Annotated in this window: 19 protein-coding genes; 9 read left to right on the forward strand and 10 right to left on the reverse strand. The window is 66.4% G+C overall.

Features of this window, described 5'->3' with window-relative positions:
• Nucleotides 1-8 precede the first annotated feature (8 nt).
• From IE158_RS00190 to IE158_RS00200, 3 genes are all read right to left on the reverse strand, one after another.
• Entirely contained in the window at nucleotides 9-1,034 is a 1,026-nt protein-coding gene (locus tag IE158_RS00190; protein ID WP_189641648.1) for an asparaginase, read from the reverse strand.
• Nucleotides 1,035-1,206: 172 nt separating this feature from the next.
• Entirely contained in the window at nucleotides 1,207-1,671 is a 465-nt protein-coding gene (locus IE158_RS00195; RefSeq protein WP_189641649.1) for a MaoC family dehydratase, read from the reverse strand.
• A gap of 98 nt (nucleotides 1,672-1,769) precedes the next feature.
• Nucleotides 1,770-3,482 carry a M3 family oligoendopeptidase gene (locus tag IE158_RS00200; protein WP_189641650.1) on the reverse strand — a complete coding sequence of 571 codons (1,713 nt, stop codon included), beginning with the start codon at nucleotides 3,480-3,482 and terminating at the stop codon, nucleotides 1,770-1,772.
• A gap of 51 nt (nucleotides 3,483-3,533) precedes the next feature.
• Between IE158_RS00200 and IE158_RS00205 the strand changes: the two genes are divergently transcribed.
• Entirely contained in the window at nucleotides 3,534-4,304 is a 771-nt protein-coding gene (locus tag IE158_RS00205) for a metallophosphoesterase family protein (protein WP_189641651.1), read from the forward strand.
• Nucleotides 4,305-4,313: 9 nt separating this feature from the next.
• Nucleotides 4,314-5,219 (forward strand): cation diffusion facilitator family transporter, encoded by a 906-nt coding sequence (locus tag IE158_RS00210; protein ID WP_189641652.1) that lies wholly within the window; start codon nucleotides 4,314-4,316, stop codon nucleotides 5,217-5,219.
• A gap of 3 nt (nucleotides 5,220-5,222) precedes the next feature.
• Here IE158_RS00210 and IE158_RS00215 read toward each other — a convergent pair whose 3' ends face one another.
• Together IE158_RS00215 and IE158_RS00220 are read right to left on the reverse strand one after the other, a co-directional pair.
• A complete protein-coding gene (locus IE158_RS00215) occupies nucleotides 5,223-5,969 on the reverse strand; it encodes an SDR family NAD(P)-dependent oxidoreductase (RefSeq protein ID WP_189641653.1) in 747 nt (248 codons plus the stop codon).
• Nucleotides 5,966-6,106, reverse strand: coding sequence for a hypothetical protein (locus IE158_RS00220; RefSeq protein WP_189641654.1), 141 nt, complete (start codon nucleotides 6,104-6,106; stop codon nucleotides 5,966-5,968). Before IE158_RS00220 ends, IE158_RS00215 begins: the two co-directional genes overlap by 4 nt.
• 81 nt (nucleotides 6,107-6,187) lie before the next feature.
• Here IE158_RS00220 and IE158_RS00225 point away from each other — a divergent pair, with 81 nt between their 5' ends.
• The 7 genes from IE158_RS00225 to IE158_RS00260 all read left to right on the forward strand — a co-directional run bounded on the left by IE158_RS00225 (nucleotide 6,188) and on the right by IE158_RS00260 (nucleotide 11,795).
• Nucleotides 6,188-7,132 (forward strand): DNA polymerase III delta subunit-related protein, encoded by a 945-nt coding sequence (locus IE158_RS00225; RefSeq protein ID WP_189641655.1) that lies wholly within the window; start codon nucleotides 6,188-6,190, stop codon nucleotides 7,130-7,132.
• 108 nt (nucleotides 7,133-7,240) lie between these two features.
• On the forward strand, nucleotides 7,241-8,161 hold the full coding sequence (locus IE158_RS13485; protein ID WP_229838794.1) for a DinB family protein: 921 nt from the start codon (nucleotides 7,241-7,243) through the stop codon (nucleotides 8,159-8,161).
• Complete coding sequence (locus tag IE158_RS00240) at nucleotides 8,158-8,895, forward strand: MBL fold metallo-hydrolase (RefSeq protein WP_308430663.1); 738 nt, start codon at nucleotides 8,158-8,160, stop codon at nucleotides 8,893-8,895. Before IE158_RS13485 ends, IE158_RS00240 begins: the two co-directional genes overlap by 4 nt.
• A gap of 60 nt (nucleotides 8,896-8,955) precedes the next feature.
• Nucleotides 8,956-9,603 carry an MBL fold metallo-hydrolase gene (locus tag IE158_RS00245; RefSeq protein ID WP_189641656.1) on the forward strand — a complete coding sequence of 216 codons (648 nt, stop codon included), beginning with the start codon at nucleotides 8,956-8,958 and terminating at the stop codon, nucleotides 9,601-9,603.
• A 46-nt stretch (nucleotides 9,604-9,649) separates the two neighbouring features.
• Nucleotides 9,650-10,303, forward strand: coding sequence for a hypothetical protein (locus tag IE158_RS00250; RefSeq protein WP_189641657.1), 654 nt, complete (start codon nucleotides 9,650-9,652; stop codon nucleotides 10,301-10,303).
• Nucleotides 10,304-10,455: 152 nt separating this feature from the next.
• Nucleotides 10,456-11,064, forward strand: coding sequence for a hypothetical protein (locus IE158_RS00255; RefSeq protein ID WP_189641658.1), 609 nt, complete (start codon nucleotides 10,456-10,458; stop codon nucleotides 11,062-11,064).
• Nucleotides 11,065-11,141: 77 nt separating this feature from the next.
• Complete coding sequence (locus IE158_RS00260; RefSeq protein ID WP_189641659.1) at nucleotides 11,142-11,795, forward strand: DUF2270 domain-containing protein; 654 nt, start codon at nucleotides 11,142-11,144, stop codon at nucleotides 11,793-11,795.
• A 6-nt stretch (nucleotides 11,796-11,801) separates the two neighbouring features.
• On the opposite strand, the gene IE158_RS00265 is transcribed toward IE158_RS00260, so the two are convergent.
• From IE158_RS00265 to IE158_RS00285, 5 genes are all read right to left on the reverse strand, one after another.
• The gene (locus IE158_RS00265; RefSeq protein ID WP_189641660.1) at nucleotides 11,802-12,386 is read right to left on the reverse strand and encodes a hypothetical protein; all 585 of its coding nucleotides are present in this window, start codon (nucleotides 12,384-12,386) and stop codon (nucleotides 11,802-11,804) included.
• A gap of 22 nt (nucleotides 12,387-12,408) precedes the next feature.
• Complete coding sequence (locus tag IE158_RS00270) at nucleotides 12,409-13,302, reverse strand: 4-(cytidine 5'-diphospho)-2-C-methyl-D-erythritol kinase (protein WP_189641661.1); 894 nt, start codon at nucleotides 13,300-13,302, stop codon at nucleotides 12,409-12,411.
• Nucleotides 13,303-13,310: 8 nt separating this feature from the next.
• Complete coding sequence (ispD, locus tag IE158_RS00275) at nucleotides 13,311-14,033, reverse strand: 2-C-methyl-D-erythritol 4-phosphate cytidylyltransferase (RefSeq protein ID WP_189641662.1); 723 nt, start codon at nucleotides 14,031-14,033, stop codon at nucleotides 13,311-13,313.
• A gap of 70 nt (nucleotides 14,034-14,103) precedes the next feature.
• Nucleotides 14,104-15,699 (reverse strand): ABC-F family ATP-binding cassette domain-containing protein, encoded by a 1,596-nt coding sequence (locus IE158_RS00280; RefSeq protein WP_229838795.1) that lies wholly within the window; start codon nucleotides 15,697-15,699, stop codon nucleotides 14,104-14,106.
• A 200-nt stretch (nucleotides 15,700-15,899) separates the two neighbouring features.
• Nucleotides 15,900-16,166 (reverse strand): hypothetical protein, encoded by a 267-nt coding sequence (locus IE158_RS00285; RefSeq protein ID WP_229838796.1) that lies wholly within the window; start codon nucleotides 16,164-16,166, stop codon nucleotides 15,900-15,902.
• Between the last annotated feature and the right edge of the window lie 78 nt (nucleotides 16,167-16,244).

Here is a 16,244-nt window from a genome sequence, read left to right on the forward strand (position 1 = left end):
GGGACAGTCTAGGCCCCAGCCTGCGCCGTCCAGTGCAGCGGCAGCTTTACCACCACCTCACCCACTGCACGGCCCGCCCAGTTGCGCTGCTGCTGCGGGGCCAGGGCCAGCAGCTCAGGCGTCAGTGGCATGCCCAGGGCTTCTAGCGCGGCCAGCGCTGCGTAGGGCCGTGCCCGCTCGCCGCCGTCCAGCACCTTGAAGGCGATGCCCAGCGGACCATGCGCCGAGTGGCGTAGGCCCATGCCGTAAAAAGCCTCGGCTCCCATTTTGGTGAGCAGGCCAGGCACCAGCGGCATCAGGTCAGTGTCCAGGCGGCCCGGTCCGGCAACCAGGTCAGGGTGCGCGGTCATGGCCCCAAAGACGCGGCTCAGGGCGGCGTCCAACCCATCACCCTGCGGCTCAGCGGCGGCCAGCCGGGCAAATATCCGGGCGGCTCCATACAGCGGCAGGGCCAGCGCGGGCACACTGCACCCATCGGTGCCGATGTGAACGGCCCCTAGCGGCACGCCCGCCAGCTCCGCATGCAGCTCGCGGATACGCCGCTGCAAGGGGTGCTGCGGCTCGGTGTAGCCAGTGCGCGGCCAGCCGTGCCGCTCGCAGGCCAGCAGCATCCCCGCGTGCTTGCCGGAGCAGTTGTGGTGCAGCGGTGTGGGCGCTTCGCCGCGCCGAATCAGGTCAGCGGCGGCCTGCGGGTCGAACGGTGGGTGTGCCCCGCAGTGCAGGTCCGCCACGGCGCTGCCACTGCGGGCCAGCAGACTCTCCACGGCGGCCAGATGCGCGGGGGTGCCGGCGTGACTGGCGCAGGCGATGGCCAGTTCATCCAGTGGCAACTCGGGCGCGGCCAGGGCCAGCGGCAGCGCCTGCACCGGCTTGCTGGCACTGCGCGGAAAGGCAACAAGCGCGGGGTCGCCGCAGGCCGCCAGCACCCGCCCCACCGGGTCCACCACAGCCAGATGCACCTCATGCCGACTTTCGGGCAGGCCGCCGCGCTGGAAGATGACTTCAGCTGGAGCGTACTGGGTTGTAGGGGTCATGGGACAGTATAGAAGCGCGGCGGCCCCCTTTTTCGCGCCTCAATGGGCAGCTGCTGGGCTGAGCAGCTCTGATGGTAAGGGGGGTAGAGGCATAAGGGTTTGTCCTCAGCAGCCAGGCTCCCCAGACCCCTTAAAGGTCAATCCGGCTTCAGGGGCCGAGTCAAAGTCTCCCCTATATTCCCGCAGTATCTGGCTGCAAGCGTGGCTGAGTGGGAAACCCGCTGAAGCGGGCGCGGATCACCAGCTCGCCGGCCTGATTGGTCAGCCTGGCCTCGCAGCGCAGGCGGCGGGCCTCGGCGTCCTTCTCTGTCACCTGTACCGTGCAGGTCACGGTGTCACCGACATACACCGGCCTCAGAAACTCAAAGTGCATCTCGGCAGCCAGAAAGCCCAGCATCCCGCCAATGTGCGTGACCATGCTGGCCGGCAGCAGCCCTGGCAGCACGCGGCGGCCAAACAGCGCGCCCTGCGCGAAGATTTCATCCAGATGAAACGGATTGAAATCCCCGGTGAGCCCGCAAAAGGCGCTCAGGTCGCCGTCCGTAAAAGTGCGGCGGTAGGTATAGGTCTGTCCGGCCTGCGCCGCCGCAAAGGCGGCCTGGGCTTGCTGCTTGAACTCGGCGGAAGGTAGGGACATGGGCCATTGTCGGCCCGGCTGAACCGGAAAGGCAACCCACCAAGGCCGCCCCGTCTTTAGTAGCCCCTGCCCACCCCTGGAGCGCGTGCCCGGCGGCTTTACCCGTCCCGCAGCTGCCCGCGCAGAAACTCCATCAGCCCGCCGATGTACTCCGCATCAAAGCGGAATTCGGCTCCGGCGGCGGCGTACAGCTCCGGCACCGGGCGGGTGCTGCCCAGGCGCAGGGCAGATTTGTAGCGCTCCAGCGCGGCGGCAGGGTCAGTCTGCGCCCCGCGCCAGATGCTGACGGCGGCCAGATAGCACATGGCGTATTCAATGTAATAAAACGGTGCCTGGAAGATGTGGTAATAGTGCCAGCCCTGCGCCCGCGCCGTGTCGTCCAGGCCGTCCCAGTTCACGAACGGGTGGTACAGGCGGTCCAGCTCCAGCCATTTGGCGTTCAGGTCAGCCACTGTCACGTCCTGCGGAGCGTCCACGTACAGCCAGTGCTGGAAGGCGTCCATCTGCGCGGCCCAGGGCAGGAACGCGACCACACCCAGCAGCAGCTGGCGGCGGTAGCGGGTCAGGTCTTCGGCGCTCAGGGCGTGGGACAGGTGGTCCAGCGTGAGGAATTCCATCGCCATGCTGGGAATCTCCACGAACTCAATCGGGCTCCAACGGTTCCAGGTGAGCGGCTGACTCTCACCGGAATAAAAGCCGTGAAAGGCGTGGCCCATCTCGTGAAACAGCACCCGCACATCCTCGGCGCTGCCCACCACATTCATCAGCACAAAGGGCTGGTTGGTAACGGGGAAATAGTTACAGTAGGCGTGCGGCATCTTGCCGGGGCGCGATTCCAGGTCCAGCAACCCCTCTTGGCGCATCTGCCCGAAGCGTTCGCTCAGGCCGCTGTCCAGCCCAGCAAAGGCCCGCTGCGCCAGCGTTTCCAGCTCGGCCCCGCCGGAAAAAGGCTGCATAGGCGGACGGGCCTGCGGGTCCAGCAGGCCCGCCCGGTTGTAGTCCCAGGGCCGCACTGAATCCAGGCCCAGCTCGTCAGCGATGACCTGGATGTTCTCGGCGGCAAAGGGCACCACCTGCTCGGCCACCGCCCGGTGAAAGTCCAGGCACTGCTCGGGCGTGTAGTCCACCCGGTCCAGCTCGCGCCAGCGGTAGGTGCGGAAATCGGGCAAATCAGCGTTGGCAGCCAGCTGGCGGCGGGTGCCCAGTAGATCCAGCATCAGCGGGTTCAGCTGCCCCGCCACCGCCTCATTGCTGTGGGCCAGCGCCCGCCAGGCGGCTTCGCGTTCGCTGCGCTCCGGGCTGTCCAAGCGGGCCTTGACCTGCGGCACGGTCAGTTCCTCGCCGCCCAGAGTTACTTTCTGGTTGCCGGTCAGCTGGGCATGGCGGGTGGTTTGCTCCGAGTGGACCACGCCCAGCTCCACATTCGCCTCGCGGTAGAGGTCGGCGGCGTCGCGCACGCGGCGGTACAGCAGCTCGGTGTCGGGCGTAGGGCGGTAGCCGGGCACGGCCAGCCACTTTTCCTTGAGGACCTGGTCCGCTCGCTGGGCCGGCGGGACCACCTCGGCCATGAAGCGCTGGTAGCGCTCCTGCACGGCGGTGTCATCCGTGTGCAGGTCCGCGCTGATGCTCAGACGGTTGCTGGTGCCTTCCAGTTCAGCGGCCAGGTCCGACCACTCGCGCAGCCAGGCCGGGACACCTTCAGCGCTCAGCTCCCAGTCCTGCAACGCCTGATACCGGGGCGCGAAGTGCGCCCACTCACTTGCCTCGGCAGACACCTGTAGGGTCTGCTCCACTCGGTTAGGTTGGGTCATGGCCTACAGTGTAGGCCCCGGCGCAGCGTCAGGGTTGCTACGCTGTAGGGCGTGCGCGCCCTGCTGCTCTCCGACATTCACTCCAACAAACCTGCGCTAGACGCTGTGGTGGAACATGCACACCGGGACGGAGCACGCTACGGCGCGACCTATTTCCTGGGCGACGCGCTGGGCTACGGCCCGCACCCCCGCGAAGTGCTCGAAACCCTGCAAGGCCTGCGGGCGCAGTGCATTTTGGGCAACCATGACCTGGGATTGCTGCAACTAGCGGACGGCCTCAAAACTGCCGCCGTTGGGACAGGAACGCAGGTGCTGGTGTGGCAGATTAGCCGCTTGAGCGAGCGCGACCTGCGGTACGTGCGGGGCTGGAAGGACGTGATTGAAGAAGCCACACTGGGAGCCCGCCTACGCCACGGTTCGCCGCTGTCCCTGAATGAATACACCAACATGGACGCGGCCCGGCGCAGCTTCCGCAACTGGGACGGCGGGCTAGCCTTTGTGGGGCACACGCATGTCCCCGCTGCCTACGCGACGCTCAGTGGTATGACAGGCGAGTGGATGCGCCACCAGCCGATCATCACGCTGCCAGGCCAGTCGTCCACCGGCTACTCGGTGCCGCCCAAAGCCCGCGTGATTCTCAATCCTGGCAGTGTGGGCCAGCCCCGCGACGGCGACCCCAGGGCGGCTTACGGCATCTACGACAGCAAAAAGCGGACGCTGGAAGTGTTCCGGGTGCCCTACGACATCGCGCAAACCCAGTACGACCTGCGTGCCGCTGGCCTGCCCGAATCGCTGGCCGAACGCCTGAGCACCGGGCGCTAACTTAAGAACATGACCAGCCACGACCACCATCATGGGCACGGCCACGGGGCAGACGCCAGTACCCGGCAGCTGGGGCTGGCGCTGGCCCTGACCGGCACGTTCTTGGTGGTGGAAGTGGCTTACGCGTTCATCTCGGGGAGCCTGGCGCTGCTTTCGGACGCGGGGCACATGCTGACCGACGCCGCTGCGCTGGCCCTGTCGCTGCTGGCGGTAAAGGCCGGGCAGCGGCCCGCCGACCGGCGGCGCACCTTCGGCTACCGCCGCACCGAGATTCTGGCCGCCGCTGTCAATGCCGCCGCGCTGCTGGCGGTAGGGGCCTACATCCTGTACGAAGCGGCGCAGCGCCTGCGCGAGCCAGTAGAAGTGCAGACCACGCCCATGTTGGTGGTGGCGGTGCTGGGATTGATGGTCAATCTGCTGAGCGCCCGCATCCTGGCCGGGGGACAGGAGGGCAGCCTGAACGTGCGCTCGGCCTACCTGGAAGTGCTGAGCGATCTGCTGGGCTCGGCGGCGGTGATTGTGGGAGCCGTGCTGATCATGTTTACCGGCTGGACCTGGGTAGACCCGCTGCTGGGCGCAGGTATCGGCCTGTGGGTGATTCCGCGCACCTGGCGCTTGCTGAGTGAGAGTGTGAATGTGTTGCTTGAAGGCACCCCGGCTGGCCTGGACCTGGACGCCCTGCGGGCTGACCTGCGCGCCCTGCCGGGCGTAAGCGAGGTTCACGACCTGCACGTGTGGAGCATCACCAGCGGCGAACACAGCCTGACCGCGCATCTGGTGGCTGAAGAGGCAACCAGTGCCGCCCTTCTGAGCGCCGCGCAGGAGGTGGCTGGCCGCTACGGCATCGAGCATGTCACCGTGCAGATAGAGCCGCCGGGCCACCACGGCGAGCACGCCCACAGGCTGCACGCCTAGAAGCTATCGGCGCCGCCGGGCACTGTAGGCCCGCGCAATCAGCGGGTCACTCAGGGCCGGGAGCGCTTCGGCCAGCGCGGCCAACCGGTACAGGCGCGGCACCGTCACCTCACGGCGGGGGCGCTCCAGCACGTCGGCAATGGCGCGGGCCACCACTTCTGGACCCGGCATCCTCAGTCGGCTGCGGGCGGTCATCTCGGTCCGCACAAAACCGGGCGACACAGCACTTACCTCTACCCCGCTGCCCCACAGCTCCCGCCGCAACGCAAAGCTGAACCCCCGCACCCCGAACTTGCTGGCGCTGTATACCCCCTCCGTCGCCACCTGTCCCGCCACCGAGGCGACATTGACGATGTGCCCACGCCGGCGCTCCAGCATGGGTGGCAAGACCAGTGCCGTCAGCGCCATCACCGCTTCGAGGTTCACACGCAGCACGCGGGCCCAGTCGGGGTCCTGCCACCACACGCCGCCGCCCAGGCCCACGCCAGCATTGTTTACCAGCACATCTATCCGCCCAAAGTGGTCCAGCGCGGCAGCCACCAGCGCCTCACGGGCGGCGGGGTCGGCCACGTCGCACGGCACGGCGATGATCCGCGACCCGCTGGGGTCCAGCTCGCGGGCCAGTCGGTGCAGCCGCTCCTCACGCCGCGCCGCCAGCACCAGCGCGTAGCCCCGCGCACTTAGCTCGTAGGCCGCCGCTTCGCCAATCCCGCTGGACGCGCCGGTCAGCAAGGCAACGGGGCGGCTCACTCGTCCGCTGCCTGCCCGCTCATTTGGCTGCCGGTTTCACTTGGCAGTTCTTCGGTGTCGTCGGTAGCCAGCATCTCAGCTGTAGCGGCACCCAGCAGCGTGCATGCAAAAGTCAAGGTCGGGGCAAGGCGGTGCATGGCACCGATTCTAGAGAGGCGGAAACTCCCTTTGCCAGTCACTCCCTCTACCAGTCGCCGGGCCGCTCTAGACTGTGTGCCATGCTGCCCACGCTCCCCCACGCCCACCTGCCGCTGCTGGAACAGGCTGCTGCGTCACGCGGCAACGCCCTGCTGCTGACCGGAGCCGAGTACGGCGGCGGGGCGGCGCTGGCGCGGGCAACCTTCGCGGCGCTCAACTGTTCGGGGCAACGCGGCATGGCTGGAGAAGCCTGCGGCGTGTGCCCCAGTTGCCGGGCACTGGCGGCGGGAGCACACCCTGATCTGCTGGAACTCGCCCCCCGCGAAACCACCAGCACGGGCCGGGCGGCGCGGCGCAAGATCATTCCCGTAGGGGCCATCCTGGAAAAGCGGGATGACAAAAGGGAGTTCGACACGCATGTGTTCGAGTTTCTGGAAGTGCGCCCCACCTACCGCCGCCGGGCCGTGCTGATTCACGGGGCCGAATACCTGGGGGCCGAGGCCGCCAACGCCCTGCTCAAGCTGATGGAAGAGCCGCCCCACAGCGCCTTTTTTCTGCTGCTGGCCGGTGACGTGCGGGCGGTGATGCCCACCCTGGTCAGCCGCAGCACCCGCCTGAATGTGACTCCACTGGACGACCACGCACTGGGAGCCGAGTTGGACCGGCAGGGAGACCGCCGCCCAGACCTAAACGCGCAGGAGCTGGTGGCCTTTGCCGCCGGACGCCCTGAAGTGCTGACCCACGCGGACGAGGTGGCGGCGGCGCTAAGCGCGGCGACCAGCCTACACGCGGCGCTGCGCGAAGGGCTGTTGCCCACCCTGGAAGCCGCCGCCGACCTGGAAAAAGCCTGGACCCCCTGGCACGCCGAGGCGCTGCGCTTCGTGTGGCGGGAAGAAACCCCGTCTGACCGCGCCCGGCTAGATACAGCACTGGACACGCTGGAGCGGGCGCTGGAAGCGTACGCGAATCCGGGCCTGAGCTTCATGGTGTTCGGGCTGGGGGCGCGGGCGGCACTGGGCGAGTAGGCGTCACACTCCCGACGCTTCATTGTACGTCCCAGTCATTGTTTTTCATTTGTTCCTCTTGACGGCGAGGCATCAGGTCTTCCCGTCAAATGCTCTAGACTGTGGGCCATGTCACCCCACCCCGCCGACGCCCTGGCGACCCTGCTGGCCGCGCACCTCCCAGCCCTGGAGCGGCTGAGCGAGGCCCAGACCTCCTGGCGGCCCGCGCCGGACATCTGGAGTGCCAAGGAGATTCTGGGACACCTGATTGATTCGGCGGCCAACAACCATGCCCGCTTCGTGGGGGGGGCACTGGCAGCGGGCGGCAACTACGCCGGCTACTCACAGGAGGGCTGGGTCATGGTGGGCGGCTACCAGCACCGGCCCTGGCGCGAGCTGGTCGAGCTGTGGGCCACCTATCAGCGGCAGTTGATTCACCTGCTGCGCGGCGTGCCGGACCCAGCGTGGGCACACGCCCTCACCGTGCGCGGCGAACTTCTGACCCTGGAAGAACTGGCCCTGGGCTACGTGGACCATACCGGGCGGCACCTGCACCAGCTCCTGCGCCGCTGCGCCGAGGCCCCCGCAGCAGAGCCTGAACTGTCTGCAGCGGACACCCACTGGAATCCGCTGGTGCCCGAACTCACGGTGCAGGACTTCGGGCGCAGTCTGGACTTTTACACGCGGCTGCTGGGCTTCGGTGTGCGCTACCGGCGCACTCAGCCCGACTTTGCTTACCTTGACCTGCACGGCGCTCAGGTGATGCTGGAAGCCTGGCACCCAGATGGTTGGAATGTCGGCGGCTGGAACAGAGACGAAGGGCAGCCCCCACTGGGCCGGGGCATCAATTTGCAGATTGAGGTGCAGGCACTGGACGAGGTGCGGGAACGACTGTGGGCGGCAGGCGTGCCACTTTTCCGTGACGTTCAGGAGCAGTGGTACAGCGTGGCGGACGGGGGGCAAGAAGGAGCCCGCGAACTGCTGGTGCAGGACCCGGACGGCTATCTGCTGCGCCTGAGTGAGCCGCTGGGCAGTCGGCCCAGCCCGTGACTCCCCTGCCCCCGGCTCACCTGCATCCCCTGGCCCCGCCCCCCTACGACCAGCTGGACCCTGTGCAGCACGGCGCAGCTTGGGTACGCTGCCTGTCCACCGGCACGCTGAACGAGAATTGTTTGCTGGTCACCGATGCCCCTGAGTTTGGCACAGGCCTGCTGATAGACCCCGGCAGTGACGCAAGCCAGATTCTGCGGATGGTGGAAGCGAGCGGAGCCGAGGTGCAGGCCACCTTGCTCACCCACGGCCACTACGACCACATTGGCGCGGTGCAGGCGGTGCGGGAAGCGCTGGAGGTGCCGGTCTGGCTGCATCCGGGCGAGCTGGACGTGTACGCCGGAGCCGGAGCGCTGGCACAGCAGTTTGGGGAGGATGACTTCGAGCCGCCCGCCCCACCCGACGCCCTGCTGCGGCAAGGACAGACCTTTACGGCAGGCGGCGTGACGCTGACCGCCCGTGAGCTGCCAGGGCACTCGCCAGGACACACCGTGTTCGTGGGAGACGGCTTTGTCCTGGCAGGCGATACGCTCTTTCGCGGGGCCATCGCTCCCACTGACCTGCCCGGCGCAGACCGCAGCCAACTGCTGGGGGGCATCGTGCACGAACTGCTCTCGCTGCCGCCTCACACGGTGATTTATCCCGGTCATGGTGCGCCCACCACGGTCAGCGCCGAGCGGGACCGCCCCCTTTTTCGCCGCTGGCTGGCCGGAGCGGGGAAGCAAGAGGGCTAAGAGAAGATATGGGCACAGTCACTGCCTATCCCCCGCCCATCTAACCTCTACACTTTTGCCATGACCCTTCCTGCTCCCTTCCAGCACGGTGAAACCCGCCTGTGGCTGCTGCCCACCGGCCCTTTGCAGGAGAACTGCTACCTGGTGACCGGCCCAGAGCAGCAGGGCTTCTTGATTGACCCCGGCGACGACGCAGAACGCATTCTGGCGCTGGTGCAGGCCAGCGGCGTGCAGGTCCAGGCGGTCCTGCTGACCCACGGCCACTTTGACCACATCGGCGCGGTGCAGGCGGTGCGGGAAGCGCTGGGGGTGCCGGTCTATCTGCACCCAGGTGCCACTGCCGACTACGCCTCAGGCCAGGAGCGGGCGGCCCTGTTCGGCCTGCCACTGACCCAGCCCGCCCCCGCCGACCAGCGCATCGCCCAGGGTCAGGAGTTCAGCGCGGGCAGTCTGCACCTGACCGCCCGCGACCTGCCCGGCCACGCGCAGGGCCATGTGGTGTTCGTGGGTGACGGCTTCGTACTGGCAGGCGACACCCTTTTTGCGGGCAGCATCGGGCGCACCGACCTGCCCGGCGGCAACCATCCGCAGCTGATTGCCGGGATTCAGGCCGAACTGCTCACGCTGGATGGAGACACGGCGGTCTATCCCGGTCACGGCCCCGCCACCACGGTGGCGCGCGAGCAGCAGACCAATCCTTTTTTGTAAGGCCAATCTGGCCGGGGACGGCTCAGGGTTGCCATATGCTGCATCCATGAAAGCAAAAGTCCTGCTGATGTCTGCCCTGCTGGGCCTGACCGCTCCCGCCCTGGCCCAGACCGGAAGTGCGCAGCCCAGCCGGGTTCCGGCAAGTTCCGCCCCCGTCCAGAGTGGCCGAGCAGCACCCACAGCCACAGCCCCACGGGCCGCTACAGCACAGGCGGCCATGCAGCAATTCTGCCAGGACTTGAGCACCAAAGGTTGGCAGCAGGCGATGGGCAACATGGCGGGTGTCTCTGAGCGCGAAGTGACGCAGGCCTTTCACCTTATGGGAGGCGACGATGCCACGCTGAAGATCGCAGAGCACGTATTCAAGCAGAGCCGCTGCGAGGTGCTGAGCGCGCAAGGAGCGCGGGTGCGGGTTAAGGCCAGTGGAGCGGATATCATGACCGTCCTGGAACGGGTCATGAATGATCCGGCGGTGCAGCGTTACCTGGGACAGCGCCAGACCGCTAAGGCGGACGCCGATTTGGAGCGGACCGTACTTCAGAGCATGCAGCGCCAGTACCAGAGCGGACGGCTGCCACTGTACACCCAGACCCTGAATGTGGACCTGGAACGCCTGGATGGTCACTGGACGCTGACCGAGGACAGCCTGGAAGCACTGGTGGATGTTCTGGGCGGAGGCCCCAGCCGCCTGGAGGAGTAAGCGCAGGCCAGCTCCTGCATTCGGCCTGCCCTGCCCCTGCGCTCTGCTTCTGCATGCAGGGGTAGGGCGTTTTGCTGGGCAGGCCAGGAGGACTCCTTCAGGCAGCCCCTCTGTACGCAGCTTGTAGGAGCTGCCTGCCTAAGCTACGCCCCATGAATAAAGTGCTTTGCTGGCTGGCCTGCTCGGCCTTCCTCGCTCCCGCAGCTTCAGCTCAACTGCTGACGAATCCTTTGCAAGAGAAGGCCGCACCTCACACCGAGGTCAAAACTCCGCAGGGAGTCATGCAGGCCTTTTGTGACCGCCTGGGGAGCGACGGCGCCTACGCTTTCGAAGAATTGGGTTTCTCGACCAGTTCCATAGACGAGTTGCTGCAAAAGCCCAACGGACAGGCCACCGACCTGACAATGCGGGCCAGCCAGTGCGAAGTGGTGCGTGTGCTGGGCAAATTGGTCACACTGCACTTCAGAAGTCCCGACCACGGGTGGGTCCAAACCCAGATGAGCCGCGAACTTGGTGCCCGCCTGAAAGCCCTGGTGGACTCAGGCCAGCTGACCACCAGCTCCACTGATGAAGACCTAAAGACCCTGCTGGACAAATTCCTGCTGGACGTTATCCGCAGAGGCGACGTCCCTTTTAACGAAATGACCGTGCGGGTCCGCATGGAAGCCAATGGCGACACCTGGTGGCCCAGCGACGACACCATGCATATCCTCCAAAACGGTCTGGGGCTGCGCGATGCCCGCACAGTGCCCCGGGACTGAGCAGCGGCCCCTCAAGCCGAGCACCCTCTCTCTGGCAGCATCAGCACCCGCGCAAAGTGCTCTAGGCTAAGGCCAAGATGACCGACCCCCGCCCCGGCACCCTCACGGCGACCAGCTACAGCGGCAACGCCGCCAACGCACTGATTCACCTGTACCGGGGCGAATCGTACAAGATGGTCAGCTACCGCCAGCGCCTGGACAACACCACCAACTGGGCGGTGGTCACCACGGCGGGCCTGGCTTCGTTTGCCCTGGGCGACTCTTCTCATAGCCACGCCACGTTCCTATTCGCCATGTTCCTGAACTTCTATTTTTTGCGGCTGGAAGCCCGGCGCTTTCGCTCCTACGAGATCGCCCACCACCGCGTACGGGTCATGGAACGCTTCTTTTATCCGGCGATGTTGGGCGAACATGTGGACGCCGGGTGGCACCAGTTCCTGCTGGCCGAACTCGCCAAACCACGCAGCCCCATCAGTATCAACGAGGCGCTGGGGTGGCGGCTCAAGCGCAACTACCTGTGGATTTATGCCGCCGTGCTGATGGCCTGGATGGCCAAGCTGGCTGAGGACTACCCGGCGGGCGCGCCTATCAGCATAGAAACTTTTGTGCAAATGGCGCGGGTCGGCACCCTGGCGGGCTGGGCCATCCTGCTGGGCGTGGCAGCCTTTTATGCCTATTTGATTTCGCTGGCAGTCAGCGCCTCGCGGGAGTATCCACTCGAAGACGACTAACCGCTCCTACTCGCCCCCGCCCCCGCCCCCGCCGCCATCTCCGCCACCATCCCCGTCGCCCCAGCCTCCATCTCCTCCGCTGTCACCGCTGGAACTGTCACTGCCGGAATTCTGCCCGTTCTCGTACAAGCACGCATAGGCGCAGGCTGCGGCCACCGCCGCCACCGTCAGGGGAGCGTTGCCGCGCAGATTCAGCCCTATAGAGCGGCCCTCCGGCGACACCAGCTGCCCCTGGAACCGGCCCTCCCGCTCAATAAGGAAGAGGGCATGCTCGGTGCTCCCATTTCCCAAGTGCCCTTCCAGCAGGCCCCGGCGCACGTTGGCCTGCAGCGGCTCGCCCAGCAAGCAGCCGGACAACCGCAGGTCCAGCCCAGTGTGGTTCAGCTGGCCCGCCATCTGCAAGCGGACCCGGCCCCCCTGTAGGAAATGCGCTTTGACTTCACCCGCTGCGCCCCGGTATCCGGTGGAGAGCCGCAGCGTGTCACCCACCAGGGGCAATCCCAGTGTGCCCCTGAACACATGGCCATCCCCTTTCAGGGACAGCGTCATACCTGACCGGAGCGTGCCTACGCGGCCTTTCAGAGTCTGCATGGCTTAGGGTAGCGGGCACCTGTCAACTTGCTGTAGGCCCGCCCAGTACCTGCGCCGCCGTGACCCACCACCCCGGGTGAGCTGCCCCAAGCTTGGCGGCCACGGCCTCAGCGTGAGCCCCATCCCGCGCCACACCAAAGCAGGTGGCCCCAGAGCCGCTCATCAGCACCGAGTGCAGCCCAGCGTCCGCTAGCGCCTGCAAGGTCGCCTCAATGTCCGAGTGGCGGCGCAGTACGCCCGGTTGCAGCGAGTTGAAATAAGGCAGTTCGCGCCCGTCCCGCAGTGCCGTGATGATGCCCGGCAGATTCAGCGTGGGACCAAATTCGCCCGTTTCGTCCAGCCAGCGGTAAGCGTCGCCCGCGCTCACCTCACGGCCCGGATTCGCCAGTACCAGCCAGGCCGGGGGCACATCTACCGGGCGCAGACGTTCGCCCACCCCTTCAGCCAGCGCTGCGCCCCCCAGCAGGAAAAACGGCACATCGGCTCCCAGACCCAGGGCCAGTTCAGGCAACTCCACCTGCGAGGGAAAAAGGTCGGCCAGCGCCCGCAGCGTGGTTGCCGCGTCACTGCTGCCCCCGCCGAGGCCCGACGCCAGCGGCAGATGTTTGGCCAGGTGAATGTGAACACCCTCCGACACGCCCGCCGCGTCCAGGTAGGCCCGCGCCGCCCGGTACACCAGGTTGCGCCCGTCGGTGGGCAGCCCCGCGCCGTATGGCCCGCCTACACTCAGCGTCAGCGCAGGCGCGGGCGTAAAAGTCAGTTCGTCGCCCACGCTGAGCGGCACCATCAGGCTGGACAGGTCGTGGTAGCCGTCAGGCCGCACGCCGAGAATGCTGAGGCCGAGGTTGGTTTTGGCCGGGGCGAAGTGCTGACGCTGGCTGGTGGGCGGATAGTGGAGGGTGGAGGGTAGGGTCACAGTCAGGGTCAGTTTAGTTGGATTTTGCCTGGGTCATCCCACACGGGCGCCAGTGCTTCAGCCAGCGCCAAATCTCCCGCCCGCGTCACCTTAAAGAGCCTCGCGTCACCCTCCACCAGCTCCACCGCATGCCCCAGCCGCGCCACCAGCCCGGCGTCGTCGGTGGCGGCAAAGCCTTCGGCGGCGGCGTAGGTGTGGGCATAGTGCAGCAGCTCGCGCCGGAAGCCCTGCGGCGTCTGGATGGCCCAGAGGTTCTCGCGGGGGACACCCTCCACCCAGAAAGCACGCGCTTTCTCGGTGTTCATATCCCCCAGCACCAGTGAATCTGCCACGGGCAGCGCCACCGTCGCCGCTTCACTCCGCAGCACCGCCGCCTGCACCGCCTGCACGACTTCGGCGCTCAGGAAGGGCCGCGCCGCATCATGAATCAGCACGTGTTCGGCGCTCGTGGCTTCCAGCAGTCGCCGCACGCTGTCCTGGCGGGTCGCGCCGCCCGTGATTGTCCGCACGCCTGCGGGGACATCGGGGGGGAGGCTCAGACCTTCGGGGAGCGCCACCACCACTTCGGCCACATGCGGGGCCAGCGCCTGAGCCGCCCACGCCAGCAGCGAGCGCCCGCCCACGGTGACAGCAGCTTTGGGGCCACGGCCCAGGCGGGTGCCCGAGCCAGCGGCGGGAATCAGCGCGGCGAAGGTGGATGGAAGATGGGAGACGAGGGATGGTTGAGACACAGCTGGGAATAGTTTAGTCGTTGGTCCGCAGCGCCTCAAAGCGCTCACCGCTCATCTGTGCAGTCATTATCTATGTGGTCAGATGACCCACCTCCACCACGCGCCCTGCCACCCGCTCAATCAGCCGCCTGTCGTGGGTTGCCAGCAGGACCGTGCCTGCGTAGTCGCGCAGCACATCCTCCAGCACGTCCACCATCTGTGGGTCTAGGTGGTTGGTGGGCTCATCCAGCAGCAGGACCTGAGCCCGCGTCACGCTCAGGCGGGCCAGGCTCAGGCGGGTGCGTTGGCCGCCCGACAGGTGCGCAATGGGCGTGTGCGGCGGCGGCAAAAAGAGTTGCGCCGTGATTTCGTACAGCTGGTGCGGGGTGAGGGTGTCGTTGGCGTCCAGCAGGGCATCAGCCAAAGTCTCAAAACCCGCCAGTTCCTCGCCATTTTGCCCCGCCGCATAAAGGCTCAGGCCCGCTCCCCAGACCACGCGGCCTCTATGCGGCAGCTCGCCCAAGATGGCCCGCAGCAGGGTGCTTTTGCCCGCGCCGTTTTCCCCCACCAGCGCCACCTTCTCACCGCGCCGCAGGTGGAGATTCAGGCCGTCCAGTACCGTCTTTTCGCCTCGTTGTACGGTCAGCCCCTCCACCCGCAGTACGTCCAGCGGGCCAGGGGCAATCGGCGGCAAGTCCAGCGTCAGGCGGCGGTGGTCGGTGTAGGGTTTGGCGGCGGCTACGGTGTCCAGGCGTTCTATTCGGCGCTCCAAAGCTCTGGCCTGCCTCGCCAGCGTCTGACTTGCCGCCTGCGCCCTATTTTTGGCAGGCAACATGGGCACATTTCCTGCGCGCTTATGGTTGAATTGTCCCGCGCTCCGCGCCACCGAATGCACGCGGCTCTTTGCATCTTCTAGCGCCGCCCGCTTGCGCCGGTACGCCTCAAAATCCCGCTCCTGCGCGGCCCGCTGCACCGCCCGCAATTCCATCGCCTCCGTGTAGGGCGCGGGGTAAACGGTCAGCCGCCCGCGTTCCAGCTCGGCGGTGTGCGTGCTAACGGCATCCAAAAAGGCGCGGTCATGGCTGGCAAAGACAAAGGCGGCGGGAGAGGCCTGAATCCAACCTTCTAGCCATGCCAGCCCCGCCGCGTCCAGGTGGTTGGTCGGTTCGTCCAGCAGGTACGTCTCGGCGGGCGAGAGCAAGAGCGCTGCAAGCAAGAGCCGCCGCGTCTGCCCGCCCGACAGCGCCCCCGCCTGTGCCCCCGCGTCCAGCCCCAGCGCCGCGAGCACACTTTCCGCCTGCACCTCAAAGTCGTAGCCTCCGCTCAGGCGGTAGCTTTCCTCGGCCTCGGTAAACTCGCTCAGCGCTGCGGGCGTGCCGCTTTCCAGTGCTGCGGTGGCCTGCGCGTACCGCTGCGCCGCCGCCCTCAATGGGGCGGGCTTGACCGCTTCTATCACGGTTCCGGCCAGTTCGCCCGCCTGCTGGGTGAGGTACGCCACGCGGCCTGTACGCTGCACTTCGCCCGTTGTGGGGGCCACCTCGCCCGCCAGCACGCGCAGCAGCGAGGTCTTGCCGCTGCCGTTCTCGCCAATCAGCCCCACACGCTCGCCCGCGTTCAGCGTCAAAGAAATGTCATCAAAAAGAAGTTGGTCGCCGTACGACAGGGCGACAGAAGATGCCTGTAACAACAGAGTTCCTCCACAGGTTTACAAGGCCCTGGCTCAAAGCCCAGGCAGCGTAAAAGGTCAGCGGGAGAACGTCAGTTGCGCAAGGCTGAAAAGTCCTTTGAATGGAGGAAGGCCGAACCGCCCAGAGAGGTTTAAGCAAGGGCTTAAAGCGTGGGCGCGTTGGGGAAAGTGTAGCGGGCAGTAGAGGTAATCAGCAAGGTTCAGGAATTGAAATTGTATAAGTCCATGTCCACCGTTGCTTCCAAGGACAGCAGCCACATCAGATGGTTAGGCCGCATCACCAGCGCGGGAGTCGTTTCGCCAAATTCGGCCACCACGCGCAGGAAAACGTTCAGATTGCGACTTTTAGCCCATGCGCCAGCTTCGGCCCAGGTGGAAGAAGTGCCACGCAGTTCGTCCAGCAGTTTCTCCAATTCGTAGGTTCGGCGCTTAGCGGTTTTTACTTCCAGAACGTCAAATTGGGCCATTTTAGGCACGTACCACAAGGCTTCGCCCACACGCCGCGTCTCACATATGGCCCCTTGAGGTGACAGCAAACGCAGTAA

The organism is Deinococcus piscis, from assembly GCF_014653275.1.
In the GTDB taxonomy this organism is placed as follows: Bacteria; Deinococcota; Deinococci; order Deinococcales; family Deinococcaceae; genus Deinococcus; species Deinococcus piscis.